This window comes from Pseudomonas frigoris (genome assembly GCF_047758635.1).
Taxonomy (GTDB): domain Bacteria; phylum Pseudomonadota; class Gammaproteobacteria; order Pseudomonadales; family Pseudomonadaceae; genus Aquipseudomonas; species Aquipseudomonas frigoris.
Map to the genome: position 1 here is coordinate 3,619,683 of NZ_CP180479.1, position 22,325 is coordinate 3,642,007.

Sequence of the window (22,325 nt, forward strand, 5' to 3'; positions counted from 1 at the left end):
ATTGTTCACCCTGTGGTGTTCACCTTTCATCCCCCATGAGAGTTCACCATTTCAGCCTGCGTGATAATACTTTGCGCCGCACATTGCCGGGACGTGGTACGAACTGAAACGAATTAACCTGTGGAGCATCGCCCATGAACACCCGTTTCGCTGTGTTAACCGCCCCGTTGCTGCTGGCAGTCGCCTTGTCCAGTTCGCTTTCATTCGCCAATGGTGGTGGCGATGACGCCCCCGCAAGACCTAGTTGCCCCAAAGGGCAGGTCTTCGACTCCCGGTCGCAAAAATGCCTCAAGCAAACCAGCAGTCTGGTACCGGACGCCGACCGCGCCGATTACGCTTATCGCCTGGCCAAGGACGGTCGCTACGAAGAAGCCTTGGCCCTGCTCGACACCCTCAAAGAGCCAAACACCGCCAAGGCCTTGAACTATCGCGGCTACGCTACACGTAAACTGGGGCGCACCGACGAAGGCATCGGTTATTACCTGCAATCGGTCCAACTTGACCCGCACTACGCACAAGTTCGCGAATACCTCGGCGAAGCGTATGTGATCAAAGGTCGGCTGGACCTCGCTCAGGAACAGTTGCAGCAGATCAAAACCATCTGCGGCAGCACCACCTGCGAGGAATACCAGGACCTGGCCGAAGCCATCAACGATTCATCGAAAACCTGACACACCGAGCAGACGGAGGTCGCCATCGCCAGCGATCAGGCAATACGGACAGAACTGGGGCAGCACTTGGCGCGTTTATGGCGCTACGGCTTGCTGTTGTCCCGGCAACGGCATGTCGCCGAAGACCTGGTGCAGGCCACCTGCGTGCGGGCGCTCGAGCGTGCCGGGCAGTTTGTCCCGGGCAGCCGCATGGACCGCTGGTTGCTGTGTATTCTGCACTCGATCTGGCTCAACGAAGTCCGCTCCCGAAGGGTGCGTCATGGACAGGGGCTGGTGGATGCCGACAACGCCTTGTCGTTCGATGGTGAATACGCGGCGCAAACCCATGTCCTCGCGGCTCAGGTGATCAGGCGTGTGGATGCCCTGCCCGAAGCCCAGCGCGAAACGGTGTTTCTCGCCTACGTCGAGGGTTTGTCCTACCGCGAAGTGGCCGAGGTCCTGGACGTGCCCATCGGCACGGTCATGAGTCGCCTGGCCGTCGCACGCGCGAAACTGGCCGAGTATCCGCCATTGCACACTGTGCCGAACCCTTCCACTGGAGAACGTCGATGAACGACAGCGCACGACCGACGATACCCTCGGATGAGCAACTGGTGGCCTACCTCGACAACCAGCTCGACAGCGAACAGCGCACCCGCATCGACGCGGCCATCCTTGATGACCCAACGCTCAACCTGCGCCTGCAATGGCTGGCCCGCAGCAGCCTGCCGTTCAAGGAGGCCTACGACGAGTTGGGTCGACAGGCGCCCGTGGATCGCTTGCAATCGATGCTCGACACCTTGCCTTCACCTGAACGTCCGGCCATGAATCGGCGCTGGTTTCTCGCAGCGGCCGCCGGATTGGTGGTGAGCGGTGTGGTAGCGGATCGGCTGTTCCTCGGTTGGCAGTTGAGTCAGCAAAAGGAAAACTGGCGCGGGCTGGTGGCCGAGTACATGTCGCTTTACGTGCCGCAAACCCTGGACCACTTGCCCACTGACGAAGCCGCTCAGCAGGCGCAACTGCGGACCATCGATGCGCGTCTTGGCCTGAATCTTGTGCCGGCGAAACTGACCCTGCCACGGTCCGAGTTCAAGCGCGCGCAAATCCTCGAGTACGACGGCGTCGCCATTGCCCAGATTACCTACCTGGACCCGGCCCACGGCCCCATGGCGCTGTGCGTCACCCGCTCCAACAGCGGCAGCCGGCATTTCGCCCAGGAGCAACGGTACGGGATGAACATTGTCTATTGGGCTGACATGCAACATGCCTGGATGTTGATCGGGCATAATCCGGTGGCGGACCTGGAGGACATGGCGAAATTGTTGAGAGGCCGACTTAGCGCGTGATCCCGTTTGTCACTATGCTCGGTTTCTCAATTCCAAGGAGGAACCTAGCCATGCCAATCTCTTCACGCACAGCCTTGCTGGTCATCGACGTACAGAACGACTTCATCCCCGGCGGCCATCTACCGGTGCCGGAGGGCGACCGGATCATCCCGCTGATCAACCGCCTCGGCGCCCGGTTCACTCAAGTCATCATCGCCCAGGACTGGCACCCGGCCGGACATGCGTCCTTCGCCTCCAGCCACCCGGGCCGCGCGCCTTATGACGTCATTCAACTGCCTTATGGCGAACAGACGCTCTGGCCGGACCATTGCGTGCGAGCCACGCCCGGTGCCGAGTTGCACAAGGATCTGGACCTGCCCCACGCCCAATTGATCATCCGCAAGGGCTGCAACCCGGACATCGACAGTTACTCGGCGTTTCTGGAGGCGGACCGAACGACCACCACAGGCTTGGCCGGGTACTTGAAGGAACGCGGTGTCGACACGGTTTATCTGGTTGGGCTGGCACTCGATTTCTGCGTGATGTTCTCTGCGCTGGATGCGCGGGCGGCAGGGTTTAACGCGTTTGTGGTGTTGGATGCGTGTCGGGCGATTGATCTGGACGGCTCACTGGCCGCGGCGATCGAGCGGATGCAGGTGGCTGGGGTTGGGTTGATTCCATCAACCGAAGTGCCAGGTTAACCCCCTGTAGCAGCTGTCGAGCCCGCGAGGCTGCGTTCGGTTCGGGCCGCGTTCGGACGGAGCAGTCATAAAGTCAGGCACCCCGTTCTTCCAGGAAAACCGCATCCGTCGGGTTGGCGAGGACTTCGGTCGAGCGCGACCCCGGCTCGAACGCAGCCTCGCGGGCTCGGCAGCTGCTACAAAAAATGCGTCAGGCTGAGGTGGGCAGCCACAAACGGAACCGTGCGCCGCCCAATGGCGACGGTTCCACAGTCAGTGTGCCGCCCTGGGCTTCCAGCGCCCGCCGACTGATTGCCAACCCCAGACCGAAGCCTCCCGTGGCCCGATCCCGACTGCGATCCAGCCGATAGAACGGTTCGAAAATCCGCTCACGCTCCTCATCCGGAATACCGATCCCGTCATCGTCCACCCAGATTTCAGCCCCCTTGGCACACACCCGCACACCAATCTGAATGCGTTTTTCGCAGTAGCGCATCGCATTGCGCAGCAGGTTCTGAATAGCGCGGGCAGTCAGCCTTGGGTCGAGGGCGAAGCGTTCAAGTTGTCCGTGCAAGAGCACATCGATAACGATGTCCGGGGATTCCAGTTCTTCGTCGACGCTGCCAAGGATGCTGTCGATAAATTCATCCAGCGACACTTCGACCTGCTCCGGCAACCGCGCCGGGTTTTGCAGGCGGCTGTAGGACAGCAGTTCCAGCACCAACTCATCGAGTTCGCGAATGTGCGCGACCAGACCTTGCAGACGCTCGCGGCTGGCGGCAGGCAAATCGTCGGATAACGCCAGCGCCAGGCCGAAATCCAGTCGTGTCAGGGGCGTGCGCAATTCGTGAGAGACGGCATTGAGCAGGTCACGCTGCTGGTTAAGCAGGTTCTCGATGTCGCCGGCCATGGTGTCGAAGACATTGGCCAGGCTGCCGATGTTGGAGCTTGGGGAAATCTGCGTGCGCTCGCCGAGGTGGCCCTTACCGAAACGTTCAGCCGTACCTTTGAGACGTTCCAGGTCGCGCCAGTGCGGGCGCAACCACAGCAACAGGCAGGCGAGCATGGTCGCGCCGATCAGCACGTTGATGCTCCAATACAACAGGCTGACGTCCATCGGGTCCGGCGGCACGACCATCTCCACCACCGTCCGCTCGTTCAGCGGCGACACCGCCAGGGTGCGCCAGCCCCAGTCGCCGATGCGCACGACGTTCTCGCCACGCTGCAAACGCTTGCGCTCATCAGGGGTGAAATCGGCATCGTCGTTACCGGTCAGGACGATGTGCAGCGGCTTGAATTCCTTGTCCATCTCTGCGGCCAATGCCGGCCACTGTTCCGGGGGCACGGCGTGAAACTGTTTGACGATGAGGGTTTGCAGCCCGCGCGAATAATCGAGGTTGTAGGTGACAAAGCGCTCCTGGAAGACCTTGATCACCACGTCAGGCACCAGATAGATCGCCGCGCTGTACGAAACGATGGTCACCAGGTACAGGCGAAACAGGATTCTGAACATCGACTCAGCATTCCCACTCGGAACGGCTGAACAGATAACCCTTGCCCCACACGGTCTTGATCTTGCGCGCCTCGCCGGCGTGGTCGTCGAACTTGCGGCGCAGCTTGGAAATCGCCACGTCCACCGAGCGGTCGGTGCCATTGAACTCGATGCCGCGCAGGCGTTGCAGAATCTGGTCGCGACTGAGCACTTCGCCGGCATGCCGGGCGAGCACCACCAGCAGGTTGTATTCGCCGCTGGACAGTTCGACCAACTGCTCGCGCCACGTCACGGTGCGCTCGGACAGGTCGATGCACAGATTGCCCATCAGAATGCGGTCATTGGCCGTCTGCGGTTCGGTGAGGCTGCTGCGCCGCAGCAACGTCCGCACTCGGGCCAGCAACACCCGCGGTTCGCAGGGTTTGGTGACGTAGTCGTCGGCGCCCATTTCCAGTCCCAGCACCTGATCGTGACTGTCGTCGCGGGCGGTGAGCATCAGGATCGGCAACGTGGCCGAATCGGCGCGCAGCAAGCGGCAGACTTGCAGGCCATCGAGCCCCGGCAGCATCAGGTCGAGGATCACCAGGTCCGGCGGATTGACCCGCGCACGTTCGCGCACATGGTCACCACGGCTGATCACGCTGACGCTATAGCCGTTGCGTTCCAGGTAACTGGCAATCAATTCGGAGAGCGCGGTGTCGTCTTCGACCAGGAGGATGTTGGGCATGGGTGTTTCCAGAAGGTGCTGTAGCGCCTGATACACCGCTATCGCGAGCAAGCTCGCTCCCACAGGGGAATGCATTTCAAAATGTGGGAGCGAGCTTGCTCGCGAAGGCGGCCTGACAGTCGCAAAAGGAATCAAGCTGCCAAGGATATACGCCCTCGCCCGTGCCTGAGTAAAACCCTTACACAATTTCACACAGCGCCTACAAAGCTTCACCGCTACCGTCGTCGCCTCCCCGTAGGATGCTGGGGGGTCATTATTGGGGTATTACATGTCAAAGAATCTGCTTGCCAGGCTCAGCCTGATTGCACTGGCGGTGACGCTGAGCGCTTGTGACAAGGCCTCGACGGCCGAAGAACAGGCGCCTCTGGCCACGGTTCGCATCGAGACCATCCAAGCCAGCCCCCTGTCGATCACCAGCGAATTGAGCGGGCGGATTGCCGCGCCACGCATTGCCGAAGTCCGCGCCCGGGTTGCCGGGGTGGTGTTGCAACGGGCGTTCCGTGAAGGCAGCGATGTGAAAAAAGGCGAAGTGTTGTTCCGTATCGACCCGGCGCCGTTCAAGGCTGACCTGGACAGTGCCGAAGCGGCGCTGCGCAAGGCTGAAGCCAATGCGTTCCAGGCGCGCCTGCAAGAGCAGCGTTACGCGCAGTTGATCGAAGGCAATGCCATCAGCGGCCAGGATTATGACAACGCCCGGGCCAGTGCCCGGCAAACCGCTGCCGACGTCGCCGCGAACAAAGCCGCCGTGGAGCGGGCGAAACTCAACCTGGGTTACGCCACGGTCACGGCGCCGATCTCCGGGCGCATCGGCCGCGCGTTGGTGACCGAAGGCGCACTGGTCGGGCAGAACGAAACCACACCGCTGGCATTGATTCAGCAACTGAACCCGATCCACGCCGACCTTACCCAATCGACCCGCGAACTCAACGACCTGCGCCGGGCGTTCCGTTCCGGCCAGTTGCAGCAGGTCGGTCAGGACCAGGCCAAAGCCACGCTGATCCAGGACGACGGCAGTCTCTATCCGTTACCCGGCAAGTTGCTGTTCGCCGACATCACCGTCGACCCCGGCACCGGTCAGATCATTCTGCGCAGCGAATTTCCCAACCCGGACCTCGACTTGCTGCCGGGCAGCTTCGTTCGCGTCCGTCTGGAGCAAGCGGTCAATCAGCAAGGCATCAGCGTGCCGCAACGGGCCATCCAGCGTGACAGTGCCGGCATCGCCCAAGTGCTGTTGCTCGACGCCGAACAGCGGGTCGGCCAGCAACCGGTCGAACTGGGCGCCGTGCAGAACGATCGCTGGATCGTCACCGCCGGGCTCAAGCCCGGTGATCGCATCGTCACCGAAGGCCTGCAACACGCCCGTCCCGGTGAAAAAGTGCAGATCGACGACACCCCTCTTCCTCTTGCCCAGGCTTCTGGTCAGTAAGCAGGACGCTTCTTTATGCCGCAGTTCTTTATCGATCGCCCGGTGTTCGCCTGGGTGGTTGCCCTGTTCATCCTGTTGGCCGGCGCCTTGGCCATTCCACAGTTGCCGGTGGCGCAATACCCCAACGTAGCGCCGCCGAAAGTCGAAATCTACGCCGTGTACCCCGGTGCTTCGGCGCAAACCGTGGACGAAAGCGTGGTCAGCCTGATCGAGGAAGAACTCAACGGCGCGGACCATCTGCTGTATTTCGAATCCCAGAGCAGCCTCGGCAGTGCCACCATCACCGCGACGTTCCAGCCGGGCACTGACCCGGAAATGGCTCAGGTCGATGTGCAAAACCGTCTGAAAGTGGTCGAGTCGCGCCTGCCTCAAGCGGTGACGCAGCAGGGTTTGCAGGTGGAGAAAGTTTCCGCCGGTTTCCTGCTGCTGATCACCCTCACCTCCAGCGACGGCAAGCTCGACGACGTGGCGCTCAGCGATTACCTGGCGCGCAACGTGATGAACGAGATAAAGCGTCTGGACGGCGTCGGCAAGGCGCAGTTGTACGGTGCCGAACGGGCGATGCGAATCTGGATCGACCCGCAGAAGCTGATCGGTTTTAACCTGACCCCGGCTGACGTCAATGCCGCCATCGTCGCGCAGAACGCTCAAGTGTCGGCGGGCAGCATCGGCGACTTGCCGACCCGCGCCACTCAGGAAATCACCGCGACCATTCTGGTCAAAGGCCAGTTGTCGACGCCGGAAGAATTCGCCGACATCGTCCTGAAAGCCAATCCCGACGGCTCAACGGTGCGCATCAAAGACGTGGCGCGCGTCGAGATCGGCAGTCAGGAATATCAGTTCTCCACCCGCCTCAACGGAAAACCGTCGACCGCCGTCAGCGTGCAGTTGGCACCGGGCGCCAATGCCTTGAGCACTGCCACGCTGGTGCGGGCGAAGATGGACGAGCTGGCGAGCTACTTCCCGGCTGGCGTGGAATACAAGATCCCGTATGACACCTCGCCCTTCGTCAAAGTCTCGATCACCAAGGTGGTTTACACCCTCGGCGAGGCGATGTTGCTGGTGTTTGCGGTGATGTTCCTGTTCCTGCAAAACATCCGCTACACGCTGATTCCGACCCTGGTGGTGCCGGTGGCGCTGATGGGCACCTTTGCGACCATGTTGGCCCTCGGCTTCTCGATCAACGTGCTGACCATGTTCGGCATGGTACTGGCGATCGGCATCCTGGTGGATGACGCGATTGTGGTGGTGGAAAACGTCGAGCGGATCATGGCCACCGAAGGCCTGTCGCCCAAAGAGGCAACGCGCAAGGCGATGAAGCAAATCACCGGAGCAATCATCGGCATCACGCTGGTGCTGGTCGCGGTGTTCATTCCGATGGCATTCATGCAGGGTTCGGTCGGGGTGATTTACCGGCAATTCTCCTTGTCGATGGCCACCTCGATTCTGTTCTCGGCATTCCTCGCCCTGACCTTGACCCCGGCACTGTGCGCAACGTTGCTCAAGCCGATTGCCAAGGGCGAGCATCACGAGAAGCGCGGGTTCTTCGGCTGGTTCAACCGGCGTTTCGAGCAACTGACCGCGCGTTACCAGGGCTGGGTCGCCTACGCGCTGAAACGCACTGGCCGTTGCCTGCTGATCTACGGCGTGCTGTTGATCGGATTGGGCGTGTGCTTCAGTCGACTGCCCTCCTCGTTCCTGCCGGTGGAGGATCAGGGTTACACCATCACCGACATTCAACTGCCGCCGGGTGCGAGCAAGAACCGCACGGTGCAGGTGGTCGAGCAGATCGAAGCCCACAACGCTAACGAGCCGGGCGTTGGCGACAGCACGGTGATTCTCGGTTTCAGCTTCTCCGGTAGCGGGCAGAACGCCGCGTTGGCGTTTACCACGCTCAAAGACTGGTCTGATCGGGGCAGCGACGACTCGGCCAGTTCCATTGCCGATCGCGCCAACATCGCGTTGAGCCAGATCAAGGAAGCCGTAGCGTTTGCGGTACTGCCGCCGCCGGTTGACGGTCTTGGCACCTCCAGCGGTTTCGAGTTCCGCCTGCAGGACCGTGGCGGTCTTGGCCATGCCACGCTGATGCAGGCACGCAGTGAATTGCTCGCTGCCGCCGAAAAAAGCCCGATCCTGATGAACGTGCGCGAAAGCGCGCTGGCCGAAGCGCCGCAGGTGCAACTGGTAGTCGACCGCAAACAGGCGAACGCGTTGGGCGTTTCCTTTGCCGACATTGGCAATGTGCTGTCCACCGCCGTCGGTTCGGCCTACATCAACGACTTCCCCAATCAGGGGCGGATGCAGCGGGTGGTGGTTCAGGCCGAAGGCGATCAGCGCAGTCAGGTCGCCGATCTGCTGAAGATTCACGTGCGCAACAGCGTCGGGAAAATGGTGCCGTTGTCGGCCTTCGTCCAGGCCAAGTGGACCCAGGGGCCGGCGCAATTGACTCGCTACAACGGCTACCCGGCGATCAGCATTTCCGGCGAACCGTCGCCCGGTCACAGCACCGGCGAAGCCATGGCCGAAATCGAACGGCTGGTGGCGCAAGGGCCGGCGGGATTGGGCCAGGAATGGACCGGGTTGTCATTGCAGGAACGGTTGTCCGGCAGTCAGGCGCCGATCCTGCTCGGGCTGTCGCTATTGATCGTGTTTCTGTGTCTGGCGGCGCTGTATGAGAGCTGGTCGATTCCGACCTCGGTGCTGCTGGTGGTGCCGCTCGGCGTGCTCGGCGCGGTATTGGCCGTGACCTTGCGCGGGATGCCCAACGACGTGTTCTTCAAGGTCGGGCTGATCACCATCATCGGGCTGTCGGCGAAGAATGCAATCCTGATCATCGAGTTCGCCAAGAGCCTGTACGACGAAGGCCACGACCTGATCGACGCCACGCTGCAAGCCGCGCGCCTGCGCCTGCGGCCGATTGTGATGACGTCGATGGCGTTCATCCTCGGCGTGGTGCCGCTGGCGATTGCCACCGGTGCCAGCTCGGCAAGCCAGCAAGCGATCGGCACCGGGGTGATTGGCGGGATGATCACGGCGACGCTGGCGGTGGTGTTTGTGCCGGTGTTTTTTGTGGTGGTGATGAAACTGGTCCGCAAGCGGCATAAAGACCTCTAACCCACACCACCGGCCTCCTGTGGGAGCGAGCTTGCTCGCGATGAGGCCATAACAGTCGATACCTATGTTGGCTGTTATGCCGCTATCGCGAGCAAGCTCGCTCCCACAGGGATCCTCATTGGTTTCACCAGTGTGGTCACAACGAACTGCGCTGGGCTAAGGTGTTTGCAAAGCCCTGACGCATCGAGTTCACATGCCCTTCCTCGCCCGCACCCACCCTCGCCTGTCCGCCGCCTTCACTCTCGGCGTTGCGGCAGGCATTCTGACACCAGCCGACTCGATCATCAGCAAAATCCTCATCGGCTGGAACACCGGGGTCTGGACTTACCTGATCCTGATGCTCTGGCTCACCGCGCGCGCCAAAGCGCCGGACGTGAAGCGCATTGCCGAGGTCGAAGACGAAAACGCCGGGCTGGTGCTGTTTGTTGTATGCGTCGCCGCAATTGCCAGCCTGGCGACCATCACCTTCGAGCTGGCCGGCAGCAAGGACCTGGAAACGGCCCGCAAGCTGCTGCATTACGGTTTTACCGCGTTGACGGTCATCGGTTCATGGCTGCTGATCGGGGTAATTTTCAGCGTGCACTACGCCCGTCTGTTCTACACCTGGGGCGGCAAAGACCCGGCACTGCGTTTTGCTGAAGGTCTGACAACGCCCAATTACTGGGACTTCCTGTACTTCTCGTTCACCATCAGCGCGGCGGTCCAGACGTCCGATGTTGGCGTGGCGACTCGGGATTTGCGCAAGATTGTCCTGGCGCAGTCGCTGATCGGCTTTCTGTTCAACACGGCCATTCTCGGGTTCTCGATCAACATCGCGGCGGGACTGTTCAACTGATCCCTGCACAAACGTTCTAGTGTCCTGTCTCCGAAATAAGTTTCTAGTCTGAGCTATGCTTCTGTGGTCAGTCAGTGCATGGAATGATCACATGAATTTTCAGGACATTGTGCTCAGTGAAGCCGAACAAGTTGAACTGAGTCGGCGCATAAGATCCGCCACAATCAGTCAGCGCGACGGTCGTCGAGCGCGGGTGATTTTGCTGGCGGCTCAAGGTCGTTCGCGTAACGAGATTGCCCAATTGACCGGTCTTTCCGTTGTTTCAGTCACCCGTTGGTGCAAGCGTTTTCAAGAGCTGCGTCTACAAGGCCTGGTGGATCTGCCCGGACGCGGTCGCAAGCCATCCTTGCCGGCCGAAGCATTGAAACGAACCCTTGAGCAAGTCACTCAACCGCGTATCGGTCAACCTCGCTGGAGCTGCCGAAGCATGGCGCGAGTCGCCGGCATCTCGCCGGCCAGCGTCCAGCGCATATGGACCGCCAACGATATAAAGCCGCACCTGACACGTACCTTCAAACTGTCCAACGATCCAAACTTCGAAGAGAAATTCTGGGACGTTATTGGGCTGTATCTGGATCCGCCGGATAAGGCATTGGTGCTCTGTTGCGATGAAAAAAGCCAGGTTCAGGCCTTGGAGCGCACTCAGCCTGGACTGCCTTTGGGGATCAGTCATATCCGCACGCAATCGCACGATTATATCCGCCATGGCACCGTCACCTTGTTCACAGCGCTGGACTATCTTCAGGGACGCTTGATCAGTTCCATCGAGCGCCAACACCGGCATCAGGAATGGCTGGAGTTTCTCAAGAAGATCAATCGCGAAACGCCCAAGCACCTTCAGCTGCATTTGATCGTCGACAACTACGCCACGCACAAGCATCCAAAAGTGAAGGCTTGGCTGGAAAAACATAAACGCTTCCACATGCATTTCACCCCGACTTCCAGCTCGTGGATGAACATGGTTGAACGCTTCTTTCGCGATATCACGGTGTACCTGCGTGACGGCAGTTTCAGTTCGGTTCGCGAACTGGAAAGCTCGATCACCACCTTCCTGGCACTGCGAAATGCCCAGCCGACCCGCTACGTTTGGAACGCAAAGGGGGAAGATATTTTGAACAAGATACAGCGAGCCCGTGCGGCAATGGTCTCACAGGCATGAGGAGCTTTATTTGTGAGACGGCACACTAGTCATCGCCCTCGGCGCAGGCGTTAAATAAGTCGGCTATCCGTCTCACAGGTGCAGCATGACGACTCACAACTGGATCGACCTGGCCCAGGACGCCGACACCGGCATCGAGACCCTGCGCGCGCATTTCGAAGGACATGCCTACGACCCGCACTGGCATGACAGCTATCTGGTGGGCGTCACCGAACAAGGGGTTCAGCAGTTTCATCGAAGACTGCACTGAGTTCACGTTTCAGCCATTGCGGATCGAGGTACAGCATGCGGTAGGTGAAACCGTCTTCGGTCGGTGCTTCGCCGTCGTGGATGTCACCCGGTTCGAGCAGAAACACCTTGCCCGGCGTACTTTGGTGCTTTGCTCGCGCCGACAGCATTACGCCGGGGCCAACAAACATTTTGGTCCTGAGCAACAGCGCGAGGTACGGTTTCAAAGCCGCATTGCCGATCATTTTCGGAGCCTGCGCCAGTGCGGCACTGGTAGTAATGCTGGCAGGCAGCGGTTTGGGGCAAGCCTTGAAAGCCCATCCCGTTATAGAAACTTCCATGCTATGGGTGGGCACTGTCTGGCTCAGTTACCTGGCGTGGCAGATTTTCCGCTTGCCGCCAGACCTGATCGATCCCCAATCTCCGTCCGACAGCCCTCAACTCGGATTTTGGGGAGCGGCCGGACTCCAGTGGATAAACCCCAAGACCTGGATGATGGCGTTGGCCGTGGTGGGTGTTTTTTCCAGGAACGGTGCAGAAAAAACCCTACAGGTGATGCACTTGTCGCTGGTGTTCTTTTCGGTGTCGCTGCCGTGTGCGGGGGCCTGGGCGGTATTGGGTGCGAGGTCTGGCAGATTGTTGCGATCACCCGCGGCGCAAACGTATTTCAATAGAGGCATGAGCGTTCTGTTGTTATGTGCTGTCTGGTTGCCTGTCACGGTATAGCAGCGAGCACTATAAGTGCCTATCAGCAGACATCTTGCACGATGGTTTCGTCATTAATTTCACGAATGCCAGCCTTTGTAAACTGTCAACAATGACAGTTTACAACCTGCACCATAACGGGCTTTTATAGTTCATCCAGGATTAGGGCCGAGCAAGGCCTTTGGATACCTTACTTAACGTAACGGAGACCGAATCCATGAACGCTGTGATCAAACGCACCAGCTTTGCAGCCGGCAACTACGTCAACGCCTCTGCTTTCGCAACTGACAAAGAATTTCCAGAGTTTATTGCCACATCCCGACTGATCGAGAGGGTCAAAGCGGGCGCCAACAAAACTGAAGCCGTGTTGATTACGGCTATTGACCGGCCTGCTTCAAAAACAAAAGCGAAAAGCATGCCTGCTCGAGAGCTGCATATTTGCATTCCCGCAACTTTCGACGTGGGTGAATACCCATTGAAAAGTCGCGACGATGTGAGCTTCAGCTTCAAAGACGCAGACAACATTATTTATGAAGGTGTTTCGGGCAACATCGTGTTGGAGCCAGCCGTGGGAGAAAGTGTCAAGGGTTCCTTCAAAGTCGACCTCGAACTGCCAGACACTGACGGAAAGACCTTTCTTCTCAAGGGCAACTTTCAGGTACTAAAAGCGGGATAGTCCAATTTGGCATCAACAAAAAGGGCAATAAAAAGGGAAGCCGAAGCTTCCCTTTTTATTTAGCACTCAGAACGAGTAATGAGCCCCCATGTTCACGCCAAAATCCTTAGTGACATTGTCGCCTTTACTGGTATCCAGTTCAGCATGGAGCTGCCAGCGATCGTTCAATGTCCACGAGCCCCCTGCCCCGACTTCGAACCGGCTGCCCGACAGGTCATTATTGAACTTGTTATCGTTGACCCGCACTTCGTTGCTTTTCACGAACTCATGAACTAAGGCTGCCCGAATGTGCGGTTGCAGTACGCTGCCGTTGGACAGTGTCATACCCCGCCCCAAGGTTACGCCCGCCTTGCCAAGCATGGAACGCGTCGTGTCGGCGTCAGCCTTCAAACCATTATCCAGACTGAAGTCCTTGCCTTGCACGGAGGCTGCTTGCCACTGGGTAAACACTTCTGCGTAATACCCGTCCTTGATGTCGATGTGTTTACCAAACTCGACCGATGCGCTCGCGCCCAGGTTGTTGTAATTACCCTCGGTTTGCCTGCCGTCGCTCATCGTCACCTTGGCATCGTTGCGGAAATGATTGAGTTTGGCCACGGTATCCAGGTAGTAGCCGCTATCGCCGAGCCAGGTACCGTAAAGGCCGATGGACGTACTATCGATTTCGCCGGAGCTGCCGCGACTCAAGTCGAGATTCGACTTGCTGTAACCGGCAAAAACACCCAGCAATACTCGCTCGCCTGCAATCTGTACCGGGGTGTCGACCCCCATGGAAAACCCGTACTGGTTCTGGCTGTAACCATTCCCGTAGGCATTGTTGCTGATGCTGTATCGACTACCGAAAGAGCGGACCCATCCCCCTGTTTGCCCGCCGTTGACGCGAAGATCCCCCATCCGGTTGTTCAATAGAACGGTCTCGCCATAGATCACCGTCGGCGCTACGGCGGAAATCGCCATGACCGCACGGGTCGGCGTGCTGACGACTTCTTTATCGGGTTGCAGGTACCAGTCATCACCTTCCTTGACCAAGCGGTAAGTAAACGCCCCGACATCAACCCGATCGTTGACGAGGCCGTACTGAGCGCTTCCTGCGACGCTCTGCACCACCTTGATCGACGAATCATTGACCGGGTCAAGGCCTGTGCTAGACACCAGTAATTGATGATCGCCCGCAGCGCTGCCGGTGACGTTCAACAGATCGCTTATACCCTTGGCGAAATCAGTGCCCATCTCAAACGTGCCACTGCCCACCAGATTGGTCACGTTCAGCTGGAAGTATTCCTGATTCCCCCCCAGGCGCACCCTGCCGCCATTGTTAAGTGTGAGGTTATTGACCGACTGGCTGTCGGTCATTTGCCACAGGGCCTGATTGCTGATGGTGAAGTTGGAAACATTGTTCACCTGACCGAGCAGGCTGGCACCGTTGTCCAAAGACAGGCCGGCAACACTGTCAGCGGCTGCAGTGACATTCCCGGTCATCACGCTCTGGTTGTTGATCGTTGCATTGGCCACATCTTGCAAATTACCGGTAAACGCAGACCCGTTATCGATCACCACGCTTGAGGCGCCCAGCACGTTGCCGGTTATCACGCTTTGGTTGTTGATCGTTACATTGGCTACCTCTTGCAAATTGCCGGTGAACGTAGACGCGTTGTCGATCACCACGCTGGAAGCGCCCAGCACATTGCCGGTCATCCGCGCCTTATTGTTGAGCATAGCGGTGGTAACGTTCTGTAAATCACCGGTCAACGACGCATTGTTTTGCAAGGTGACGTTGGCTGAACTGCCGGCAGCAACCACGACATTGCCAGTCAAGTTACTGTTATCCACGAGAAAACCGGCCGAGGCGCCAGGGCGGACTTCAAGCAGCGTACCGTTACCGGCGACCAGGCTCGAACCATTGCGTACTTCAATGTTGGCCACGGTGGGGAAATCAGGCGCGTTGATGCCAACCACAATGGCCGAGCCGCTCTTGCCCTCCACCCGAGTATTGTCCAGCACGATTTTCGTTGGAATGATCGCTGACGCCTGTGTGTCAGTACCCACCGTCAAGCCATTGAGACCACCGGTAATCGTGCTACCGCTGGCCGATAATGAACCCTCAAGCAGACGAATCCCGAAACTGTTGGCGCCGGTGCCTTCGACAGTCGAGTTCTGAACGTTGATTTCACTGAAACGGTTGCCTGCGATCCCGCCTTGCAAACCTCGAACAACAGCCTGGTTACGCAGGGTCACTGTGGAACCGCCAATACTTGAGACGCCTCGTACAGCCGATATGCCGATCCCGGAGACACTGGTAACCGTTGAATTGCTCAGTGTGGCGTTGGCATTCGTCAGGAAAATACCTTGGGCAAAACCACCTTCTCCCGCGGAGGTGACGCTCGAGTTGGTCAGGTCGATCACCCCGCCCGCTGAACTGGTGATACCGAGCGTTGCGGCACCGGAGCCGATAAGTACGGCGTTGGCTTCAAGTTGCCAGGTCTCAAGGGGGGTATTGGAATCGATGGACCGAGGGGGGCCAGCCGGAACAGTGGCAGCCTGGATCAGTGAAGAATTCAACACGAGGGACATAAACGAAATTGCCCAGATGCCGATTGATGCTTTGGGAAATGGAGGTTGCGTCTTTAACGACATAGTTGAGTCCTACTCGATTGCATTCCCTCAGGAACGAGTCTCCGACTCAAACAGTGCGCAAGCCGGACTAAAACGGCCGCCAGACTACGGTTTACCTATCCAGCTATATGTAGGACAAATCCTTGTATATGTGAGATTTATCCATTGTTGTTGTGAGAGGCTCCGTATCTGAACGTAAAAAACTTCGCTTCCACTGATGAAGACGACAACTAACGCTGCCTCCATCAGTAGGAAGATTTACTTGAAGTATCGATTAAGGGGTTGGCTCAGGACGCTCTTGCTCGCAATACACCAGGCTCGAGTTCAACAACGCCACAGGCACCGTGACCTCCGACACAATCCCGTTGACCGTATAAGCGATACGCGCATAGCGGGTAGCAGGACGTTGGCCCGGAGTCGTACTTGGCAACTGGATCGTCCTGATCGCGGTGTAGTTTGTCAGTCTGAACTCAAGGTCCCCTGTCGGTGGCATAGGTGCCGAAGCGGTGATTTGTGTATTGGGGATAGCAGGGGCACCCACCGCGTTGGTTGTCCGGCCTTCAAAGTCCAGATCCACCGTGGCACCCGTCGGGATATTGGCATCGCGCCGGATCCTGATCCGCAGTTGGCGCGGTTGATAAGGCGGCATGGGTCCATTCGCCACTGCCGGGTGGTTGAGGCTCGGACAGTTGATACTGGTAACGACGCGCTCCGGTACTAATGCAGCTGTTGTTCGGAAGGCTGAAACAATAATTTGAGGTGCCGGCAGATTGATCACGATCGCTGTCACGTCGACTTTTGTCGTAACCACCTGTTTCATCACGTTGGCACTGCCAGGGTACTCGACGGTCACGTAAGCCTCTCTGGGATTACCGCCTGCGACAGTGCCGTTCATTTCAGCCCGAATCGTCTCCCAAGGCAATGTGGTCGTGACTGTTGTATCCCCCACCCGCATTGGTATCGGGTCGCCAACCTGTTTGCCCTGGTAGTAGAACTTGACGATCTCCCGGCCTGTTACAGGGCGATTGAGGTCAGTCCACACAAGCCAGTTCATGGCCGCCGCAACGCCTGCCTGCGCTGGGCCGAGCGTGTTAGGGGCCGGCGCCGGGTTACCTGCGCCCTGGATGACCACCGGTGAAATATTAGGGTTCTCCAGCTCCGGCAGGTTCGGTTGTTCCGGCCCGGCGTAAGCAAAGTCGACGACACCAAATGCGGATGGCGAAACCGGATTGTCCGAAATCGTAGAGCGGGACAGTTCATACCAATATTCGAACTCCACCTCTTCGGCCCCGTTGGGATCTCCAAAAACCTGATCAAAAATGTCGTAATCCAACTCGAAAGTCAGAGGGCCTGGGGTACCTGCGGGTGGAATCACTTGTTCCGGCAAGGCAATAGGCGCACCTGCCTGGTCGGAGGTGATGTACGGGATGATCCGGTCACCGGGAAACGAGTTAAGTGGAAATTTGATTTCCATGATGGCTTTGGTCGGCGCAGGATGCACCGTCGAAAAGGTGATCGGCGTACGGCCAGAAGCTCCGGTAACCGGGATTGTTGGCGCTTCGAGAACAGGTGCCGGTGTCTTGACCCTTCTGAACATGGTGGTAATGGCAGCGTTGTTGCTGATATTCCCTGGTAAATCCGTGAGGTTGTAGGAGTAATAGTACGTGCCCTCATCCAGGGCAGTCAGATACGCAAGCGGAACATTAATAGCTCCACCCGTGGGTAGTGGAAAGTCTGGAACCGCTGCGCCTGCACCCTGCATCAATGAAAAAGTTGTTTGCGTAGAAATATAGAAGTTGACCTTGTCGTTGCCCGCTTCAAATTTTTGATAAGCGGTGGGAATGGTCAGGTTCAGTCCACCGGAGTTGGCGGGGTCGTTCAACCAGGCATCGTCGATGACGGCTGGCACCGTAGCACCAAGGGTCAGCAGCGTCGGCCTTGGGCCCGTACCGTTGGGCCCGCCGGGTTGCCGTTGGTAAGGCGCGGTCAAGTCGACCAGAGCTTCGGCGTATGGACCGGAGGTATCGCTGTTTTCAAAGGCATCATAAATAATGAATGCCAGCTCGTAAGGCGTGTACTCACCGTCAACATGGAACCTCTCGATCAGTGACGTGACGGGTACTTCAAACTCAATCGGATATGCCCAATCCCCCCCAGTCTGGTCGGCTTTTAATTTGGTCACGACGACATAAGTGGGATCGAATTCGACAGGGATTACACCTTTCGGGAACAAATGAAGTTCGACTTTAGCGCCGCCGTCGGGACTTTTATCGTCAATATCGGCTAACCGCACCTTGATGATTCGGTCTTCCCTGAGTTGCTTATAAGTCAGGCGATTATCCGGCAGCTGGTCGACAATGGTGGGTGGTAAAGCCAGTACACCGACACCTGTTTTAACCTGCATATTCATTTTCGTACTCTCCATCATGAGTTAATAATTGACCCGCACACGTCATTGCCCGATGGAGAACCGCGCGACTGCTGGCTGCATGCTCCGAGTATCAGGTGGTTGACCCAGTACTTGAAATCCGGCATTGACGTTTTTCAGTTTCAAATGCTGTTAAACGCTAAACACTTACAACTATTACTGCTCCTTCAGTAACTTCATGGACCACAGAACTCTTTCTGCCCTGGAATGACGCGATCGATCTTTACCAAGCCCACGGCAGACTTTCCCACTGGAACGTTATAGCGATAAAGCGAGTAGCTCACTAATGCCGAACCGAGACCCTCGATGGGCCTTATTAACCTGTCGTACTGCATGAGTACGAAGCTGAAACCGTTAGCAGCCTCTTGCTCCGTCAACCGTTTGGTGAAACGAGTGGATGTATTCGGGATGGCGCCGATTCCATTCAGGCTCCTGAAAGACTCCCAATCCAGAAAGCACTCGTCATCGCGCTCAAACTTGCCCGCTTGTGGCGGAATACGAACCCGAATCTCTTCCCACATAGACGGGACCGATTTGCAATTGAGGTAACCCCAAAGTGTGGCATTGGGAAAAACCGGTTCAGCCAAATTGGTCGGCACCTGACGCCTTAAGGTGAACCGTTGAGGCAACGCTGTGTCCTCGTTGCCGTTATCTCCCAATGTCACCCGGTACCGCAGGCTGATCTCACCTTCACGTTGCAGGTACTGTGGCGGCAGAGGGAACCGCGCGGGGATTGTTATCGGGACAGGAAAAGGGTGGCTATAGAAACGCGTTTCAACCGGAAGTCCCGGTTCCAGCACCCAGATTTCCAACAAGTCGCTTTTTCCAGCCTCTATGGATGGCGATTCCCACAGGGGAATGTTCAGGTAGACGCCATTGGTCGATGCATCAGGCGGTAACTGCGCCGTCGGGTCGTTTGGGTCCACTCCCTCCACGGTGAACGCTTGGGCGAACAGGCCAATCCCGGCACTTGTTGTAGAAGCCATCCGCTATTCTCCGGTTCAGAGCAATCGGGTGTGTATGGAAGAAATTAGACCCGCTTATCTCATTGCCGCCTACTGTCATATTTGACAGGTATTGCTACCGCTCGTCGGAATATAAACGTTTAGCGCGTTGGATCGCGGCACGACTTGCTTGACGGACGACCATTAATGGAGTTTCCTGAAACCGGTTTCAGCGCAGCGTGCTCGAGCCTAATAATTCCAATAGAAAGGTCGACCCTTTGAACGACTTCTCCGCCGCCCAGCGCAGCCGCGTGACCATGCTCGACGTCGCCGAACACGCCGGCGTCTCCAAAGCCAGCGTCTCGCGCTTCATCGGCGATGACCGCGCCCTGCTCTCCGATGCCATTGCCCTGCGCATCGAACAGGCGATCAGCGAGTTGGGCTATCGCCCGAACCAGATGGCCCGCGGTCTGAAACGCGGGCGAACCCGCCTGATCGGCATGCTGGTGGCCGATATCCGTAACCCTTATTCGATAGCCGTGATGCATGGGGTGGAAACCGCCTGCCGTCAGCACGGCTACAGCCTGGTGGTGTGCAACACCGACCGCGATGACGAGCAGGAACGCCAGCACCTGGCCCTGCTGCGCTCCTACAACATCGAAGGCTTGATCGTGAACACCTTGGGTCATCACCGCGATGAATTACGCGAGCTGCATCGGGAAATGCCGCTGGTGCTGGTGGATCGCAAGGTCGAGCAGCTGGAGAGTGATCTGGTCGGGCTGGACAATCCGGCAGCGGTCGAACTCGCCCTCACGCACCTTGAAGAGCGCGGCTATCGCGATGTGCTGTTGGTGACCGAGCCGTTTGACGGCACCAGTTCGCGGATTGAGCGGGTCAGCAGTTTCAAGGCACAGATCGAGCAGCGTTCGACGCTTCAAGGGACCATTGCCGAGACCGGCAGCGATCTGAGCACACGTTTGAAAACCTTCCTCGAAACGCCAGGCCCCGGCCCGAAGGCGCTGTTCTGCGCCAACGGAATCGCCGCGCTGGCCAGCACCCATTCGTTGCGTGAACTGAAGTGCAATCTGTTCGAGGACGTCGGCCTGATCGCCCTCGATGATCTGGATTGGTATCCGCTGGTGGGCAGCGGGATCACCGCCCTCGCCCAGCCGACGGCCGAAATTGGTGCCAGCGCGTTCGAGTGTTTGCTCAAGCGTTTGCGCGGTGATGACGGGCCGGTGCGGACCCTCGATTTTTCGGCGCGGTTGATTGTGCGTGGGTCGACCGATGGACATTTTCGGTGACTGGACTGGCCCCATCGCGAGCAAGCTCGCTCCCACAGGGGGCCTACGGCGCTCACAAAACCAGTGTGGGAGCGAGCTTGCTCGCGATGAGGTCCTAAAGGTCACCAACCTTTTTTTTGAATAAAAATGAAACCGGTTTCAGAGGTATACAACAATGAATAAACCACCCGTTTCCATCAGCCTTTCGAGCTACGGCGCCGACCTTGTTCGCCAACGCGGCCAGGGATCGTTTATTGAGGTGTTGGCCGCCGCCGGCGCCACGCGCATCGAATGGCGCGAAGAACTGCTGACCGTCGAAGACCCCGCCCAACTGGCCAATGCCACTCAGGCCCAGGGCCTCGAAAGTGTGTATTCCTCACCGATGGAGTTGTGGCTGGCTGGCCAGTCCAAACCCAATCCCGAACTGATCTCTGCGTTACAGCGCGCCCAGGCATTCGGTGCCAAATGGCTGAAAGTGTCCCTGGGCTATTTCACCGACAACAGCGACCTCCAGACCTTGGCCCGCGTACTGGGAAAAAGTGCGGTGCAGTTGCTGGTGGAAAACGATCAAACCTTGCACGGTGGCAGGATCGAACCGTTCCAGCGCTTTTTCGCTAAAGTCGAGCAACACAGCCTGCCGGTCAAAATGACCTTCGACATCGGCAACTGGCATTGGCAAGACCAGTCCGCCGCCAGCGCCGCGCGGTTGCTCGGTCGCCACGTCGGCTACGTGCACTGCAAAGCCGTGACACGCCGGGCCGACGGCAAACTGGTCGCCATACCGCCGGCCGCCAGTGACTTGTATCTGTGGGAACAACTGCTGCGGCACATGGCCCAAGGCGTCATGCGGGCGGCGGAATATCCGTTGCAAGGCGACGACCTGGTGCAGTTGACCACCGAGCACGTCGCCACCCTCGCCCGCCTCGGTCAAACCCGGTTGGAGAGCGCTCATGTCTGAGATCGATATTCTGTCGTTCGGCGAAACCATGGCGATGTTTGTCGCCGAACACAACGGTGATTTGGCCGACGTCGGCCACTTCCACAAACGCATTGCCGGGGCCGACAGCAATGTTGCCATTGGCTTGTCGCGGTTGGGTTTCAACGTGGCCTGGCTGAGCCGGGTGGGCGCTGATTCGCTGGGACGGTTCGTCATCGATACTTTGGAGAAAGAAGGCCTGGATTGCAGCAACGTCGCCATCGACACCGCGCACCCAACCGGTTTTCAACTCAAGTCGCGCACCGACGATGGCAGCGATCCGGTGGTCGAGTATTTCCGCCGAGGGTCTGCGGCGAGTCATCTGTCGCGGCAGTCGATCGCGCCTGAATTGCTGAACGCCCGGCACTTGCACGCCACCGGCATTCCCCCTGCGCTGTCCGAAACGGCCCGGGAAATGTCTTTCGAGTTAATGACCCGCATGCGTGATGCCGGGCGCAGCGTGTCCTTCGACCCGAACCTGCGTCCGAGCCTGTGGGCCAGCGAGCAACGGATGATTACCGAGATCAACCGCCTCGCCACCCTCGCCCATTGGGTGCTGCCGGGGCTGAGTGAAGGCCGCTTGCTGACCGGTTTTGAAGACCCGGCCGACATCGCGGCGTTTTACCTCGATCAGGGCGCTGAAGCCGTGGCGATCAAACTGGGCCCGCACGGTGCGTATTACCGCACCCATCTGGATCAGGGTTTCGTGGCGGGCGTGCCGGTGGAAACGGTGGTCGACACCGTCGGTGCCGGCGACGGATTTGCAGTCGGCATGATCAGCGCCCTGCTGGAAAACCACAGCTTTGCCGACGCCGTGAAGCGTGCCAACTGGATTGGCAGCCGCGCGGTGCAGAGCCGTGGGGATATGGAGGGGTTGCCCAATCGCCTCGAAATGTCTGCCGAGTTTGAGGCCGCCATCGTCGGATCGCCGCCCGGAGACAAGCTCGCTCCCACATTGGATCGGGTTCAAACACAAATCACCTGTGGGAGCGAGCTTGCTCGCGATGAGGCCCGCACAGTCACTGAAAATCTTTAACCCGTTACCTGCTGCGACAAAAACAACA

General features: G+C 58.5%; 19 protein-coding genes and 1 pseudogene. 14 read left to right on the forward strand and 6 right to left on the reverse strand.

Annotated features, from left to right (window positions below; translation table 11 throughout):
- The first annotated feature begins 134 nt into the window (after positions 1-134).
- The 4 genes from ACMXYH_RS16545 (at position 135) to pncA (ending at position 2,676) form a co-directional block, all read left to right on the forward strand.
- Complete coding sequence (locus tag ACMXYH_RS16545) at positions 135-671, forward strand: tetratricopeptide repeat protein (protein WP_415764163.1); 537 nt, start codon at positions 135-137, stop codon at positions 669-671.
- A gap of 66 nt (positions 672-737) precedes the next feature.
- Positions 738-1,223, forward strand: coding sequence for an RNA polymerase sigma factor (locus ACMXYH_RS16550; RefSeq protein ID WP_415764164.1), 486 nt, complete (start codon positions 738-740; stop codon positions 1,221-1,223).
- Positions 1,220-1,996 (forward strand): anti-sigma factor family protein, encoded by a 777-nt coding sequence (locus ACMXYH_RS16555; RefSeq protein WP_415764165.1) that lies wholly within the window; start codon positions 1,220-1,222, stop codon positions 1,994-1,996. The genes ACMXYH_RS16550 and ACMXYH_RS16555 overlap by 4 nt, the downstream gene beginning before the upstream one ends.
- A gap of 50 nt (positions 1,997-2,046) precedes the next feature.
- Positions 2,047-2,676 carry a bifunctional nicotinamidase/pyrazinamidase gene (gene pncA / locus ACMXYH_RS16560; RefSeq protein WP_415764166.1) on the forward strand — a complete coding sequence of 210 codons (630 nt, stop codon included), beginning with the start codon at positions 2,047-2,049 and terminating at the stop codon, positions 2,674-2,676.
- 190 nt (positions 2,677-2,866) lie between these two features.
- Here pncA and ACMXYH_RS16565 read toward each other — a convergent pair whose 3' ends face one another.
- Together ACMXYH_RS16565 and ACMXYH_RS16570 are read right to left on the reverse strand one after the other, a co-directional pair.
- Positions 2,867-4,168 (reverse strand): ATP-binding protein, encoded by a 1,302-nt coding sequence (locus ACMXYH_RS16565; protein ID WP_129444457.1) that lies wholly within the window; start codon positions 4,166-4,168, stop codon positions 2,867-2,869.
- Between the two features lie 4 nt (positions 4,169-4,172).
- Positions 4,173-4,874 carry a response regulator transcription factor gene (locus ACMXYH_RS16570; protein WP_008155184.1) on the reverse strand — a complete coding sequence of 234 codons (702 nt, stop codon included), beginning with the start codon at positions 4,872-4,874 and terminating at the stop codon, positions 4,173-4,175.
- Between the two features lie 268 nt (positions 4,875-5,142).
- Between ACMXYH_RS16570 and ACMXYH_RS16575 the strand changes: the two genes are divergently transcribed.
- The 5 genes and pseudogenes from ACMXYH_RS16575 to ACMXYH_RS16595 all read left to right on the forward strand — a co-directional run.
- Entirely contained in the window at positions 5,143-6,300 is a 1,158-nt protein-coding gene (locus ACMXYH_RS16575; RefSeq protein ID WP_415764168.1) for an efflux RND transporter periplasmic adaptor subunit, read from the forward strand.
- 15 nt (positions 6,301-6,315) lie between these two features.
- Complete coding sequence (locus tag ACMXYH_RS16580; protein ID WP_415764169.1) at positions 6,316-9,414, forward strand: multidrug efflux RND transporter permease subunit; 3,099 nt, start codon at positions 6,316-6,318, stop codon at positions 9,412-9,414.
- Positions 9,415-9,607: 193 nt separating this feature from the next.
- Entirely contained in the window at positions 9,608-10,249 is a 642-nt protein-coding gene (locus tag ACMXYH_RS16585) for a DUF1345 domain-containing protein (protein ID WP_415764170.1), read from the forward strand.
- 91 nt (positions 10,250-10,340) lie between these two features.
- Positions 10,341-11,408 (forward strand): IS630 family transposase, encoded by a 1,068-nt coding sequence (locus tag ACMXYH_RS16590; RefSeq protein WP_415764171.1) that lies wholly within the window; start codon positions 10,341-10,343, stop codon positions 11,406-11,408.
- Between the two features lie 85 nt (positions 11,409-11,493).
- Positions 11,494-11,655 (forward strand): annotated as a pseudogene (locus ACMXYH_RS16595) (AraC family ligand binding domain-containing protein); the annotation flags it as partial.
- Here the strand turns inward: ACMXYH_RS16595 and ACMXYH_RS16600 are convergent.
- Entirely contained in the window at positions 11,615-11,827 is a 213-nt protein-coding gene (locus tag ACMXYH_RS16600) for an AraC family ligand binding domain-containing protein (RefSeq protein WP_415764172.1), read from the reverse strand. The pseudogene ACMXYH_RS16595 and the gene ACMXYH_RS16600 sit on opposite strands and share 41 nt — an antisense overlap.
- Here ACMXYH_RS16600 and ACMXYH_RS16605 point away from each other — a divergent pair.
- Positions 11,739-12,362: a LysE family translocator gene (locus ACMXYH_RS16605; RefSeq protein ID WP_415764173.1), complete on the forward strand. Its 624-nt coding sequence runs from the start codon at positions 11,739-11,741 to the stop codon at positions 12,360-12,362. The genes ACMXYH_RS16600 and ACMXYH_RS16605 overlap by 89 nt on opposite strands.
- Positions 12,363-12,558: 196 nt before the next feature.
- Positions 12,559-13,017: a hypothetical protein gene (locus tag ACMXYH_RS16610; protein WP_415764174.1), complete on the forward strand. Its 459-nt coding sequence runs from the start codon at positions 12,559-12,561 to the stop codon at positions 13,015-13,017.
- 66 nt (positions 13,018-13,083) lie between these two features.
- Here ACMXYH_RS16610 and ACMXYH_RS16615 read toward each other — a convergent pair whose 3' ends face one another.
- The 3 genes from ACMXYH_RS16615 to ACMXYH_RS16625 form a co-directional block, all read right to left on the reverse strand.
- Entirely contained in the window at positions 13,084-15,588 is a 2,505-nt protein-coding gene (locus tag ACMXYH_RS16615) for an autotransporter outer membrane beta-barrel domain-containing protein (RefSeq protein ID WP_415764175.1), read from the reverse strand.
- Positions 15,589-15,904: 316 nt separating this feature from the next.
- Positions 15,905-18,040, reverse strand: coding sequence for a hypothetical protein (locus ACMXYH_RS16620; RefSeq protein WP_415764176.1), 2,136 nt, complete (start codon positions 18,038-18,040; stop codon positions 15,905-15,907).
- A gap of 194 nt (positions 18,041-18,234) precedes the next feature.
- A complete protein-coding gene (locus ACMXYH_RS16625; protein ID WP_415764177.1) occupies positions 18,235-19,044 on the reverse strand; it encodes a hypothetical protein in 810 nt (269 codons plus the stop codon).
- Positions 19,045-19,319: 275 nt separating this feature from the next.
- Between ACMXYH_RS16625 and ACMXYH_RS16630 the strand changes: the two genes are divergently transcribed.
- The 3 genes from ACMXYH_RS16630 (at position 19,320) to ACMXYH_RS16640 (ending at position 22,297) form a co-directional block, all read left to right on the forward strand.
- Entirely contained in the window at positions 19,320-20,306 is a 987-nt protein-coding gene (locus ACMXYH_RS16630) for a LacI family DNA-binding transcriptional regulator (RefSeq protein WP_415767712.1), read from the forward strand.
- A 154-nt stretch (positions 20,307-20,460) separates the two neighbouring features.
- Positions 20,461-21,243, forward strand: coding sequence for a sugar phosphate isomerase/epimerase family protein (locus tag ACMXYH_RS16635; protein WP_415764179.1), 783 nt, complete (start codon positions 20,461-20,463; stop codon positions 21,241-21,243).
- Entirely contained in the window at positions 21,236-22,297 is a 1,062-nt protein-coding gene (locus tag ACMXYH_RS16640) for a sugar kinase (RefSeq protein ID WP_415764180.1), read from the forward strand. Before ACMXYH_RS16635 ends, ACMXYH_RS16640 begins: the two co-directional genes overlap by 8 nt.
- The last annotated feature ends 28 nt before the right edge of the window (positions 22,298-22,325 follow it).

Coding starts and splice junctions, on each gene's coding strand:
- ACMXYH_RS16545 (WP_415764163.1), top strand. CDS start 135: ATGAACACCCGTTTCGCTGTGTTAACCGCCCCGTTGCTGCTGGCAGTC.
- ACMXYH_RS16555 (WP_415764165.1), top strand. CDS start 1,220: ATGAACGACAGCGCACGACCGACGATACCCTCGGATGAGCAACTGGTG.
- pncA (WP_415764166.1), top strand. CDS start 2,047: ATGCCAATCTCTTCACGCACAGCCTTGCTGGTCATCGACGTACAGAAC.
- ACMXYH_RS16565 (WP_129444457.1), bottom strand. CDS start 4,168: ATGTTCAGAATCCTGTTTCGCCTGTACCTGGTGACCATCGTTTCGTAC.
- ACMXYH_RS16570 (WP_008155184.1), bottom strand. CDS start 4,874: ATGCCCAACATCCTCCTGGTCGAAGACGACACCGCGCTCTCCGAATTG.
- ACMXYH_RS16575 (WP_415764168.1), top strand. CDS start 5,143: ATGTCAAAGAATCTGCTTGCCAGGCTCAGCCTGATTGCACTGGCGGTG.
- ACMXYH_RS16580 (WP_415764169.1), top strand. CDS start 6,316: ATGCCGCAGTTCTTTATCGATCGCCCGGTGTTCGCCTGGGTGGTTGCC.
- ACMXYH_RS16585 (WP_415764170.1), top strand. CDS start 9,608: ATGCCCTTCCTCGCCCGCACCCACCCTCGCCTGTCCGCCGCCTTCACT.
- ACMXYH_RS16590 (WP_415764171.1), top strand. CDS start 10,341: ATGAATTTTCAGGACATTGTGCTCAGTGAAGCCGAACAAGTTGAACTG.
- ACMXYH_RS16605 (WP_415764173.1), top strand. CDS start 11,739: ATGTCACCCGGTTCGAGCAGAAACACCTTGCCCGGCGTACTTTGGTGC.
- ACMXYH_RS16600 (WP_415764172.1), bottom strand. CDS start 11,827: ATGTTTGTTGGCCCCGGCGTAATGCTGTCGGCGCGAGCAAAGCACCAA.
- ACMXYH_RS16610 (WP_415764174.1), top strand. CDS start 12,559: ATGAACGCTGTGATCAAACGCACCAGCTTTGCAGCCGGCAACTACGTC.
- ACMXYH_RS16615 (WP_415764175.1), bottom strand. CDS start 15,588: ATGTCCCTCGTGTTGAATTCTTCACTGATCCAGGCTGCCACTGTTCCG.
- ACMXYH_RS16620 (WP_415764176.1), bottom strand. CDS start 18,040: ATGAATATGCAGGTTAAAACAGGTGTCGGTGTACTGGCTTTACCACCC.
- ACMXYH_RS16625 (WP_415764177.1), bottom strand. CDS start 19,044: ATGGCTTCTACAACAAGTGCCGGGATTGGCCTGTTCGCCCAAGCGTTC.
- ACMXYH_RS16630 (WP_415767712.1), top strand. CDS start 19,320: ATGCTCGACGTCGCCGAACACGCCGGCGTCTCCAAAGCCAGCGTCTCG.
- ACMXYH_RS16635 (WP_415764179.1), top strand. CDS start 20,461: ATGAATAAACCACCCGTTTCCATCAGCCTTTCGAGCTACGGCGCCGAC.
- ACMXYH_RS16640 (WP_415764180.1), top strand. CDS start 21,236: ATGTCTGAGATCGATATTCTGTCGTTCGGCGAAACCATGGCGATGTTT.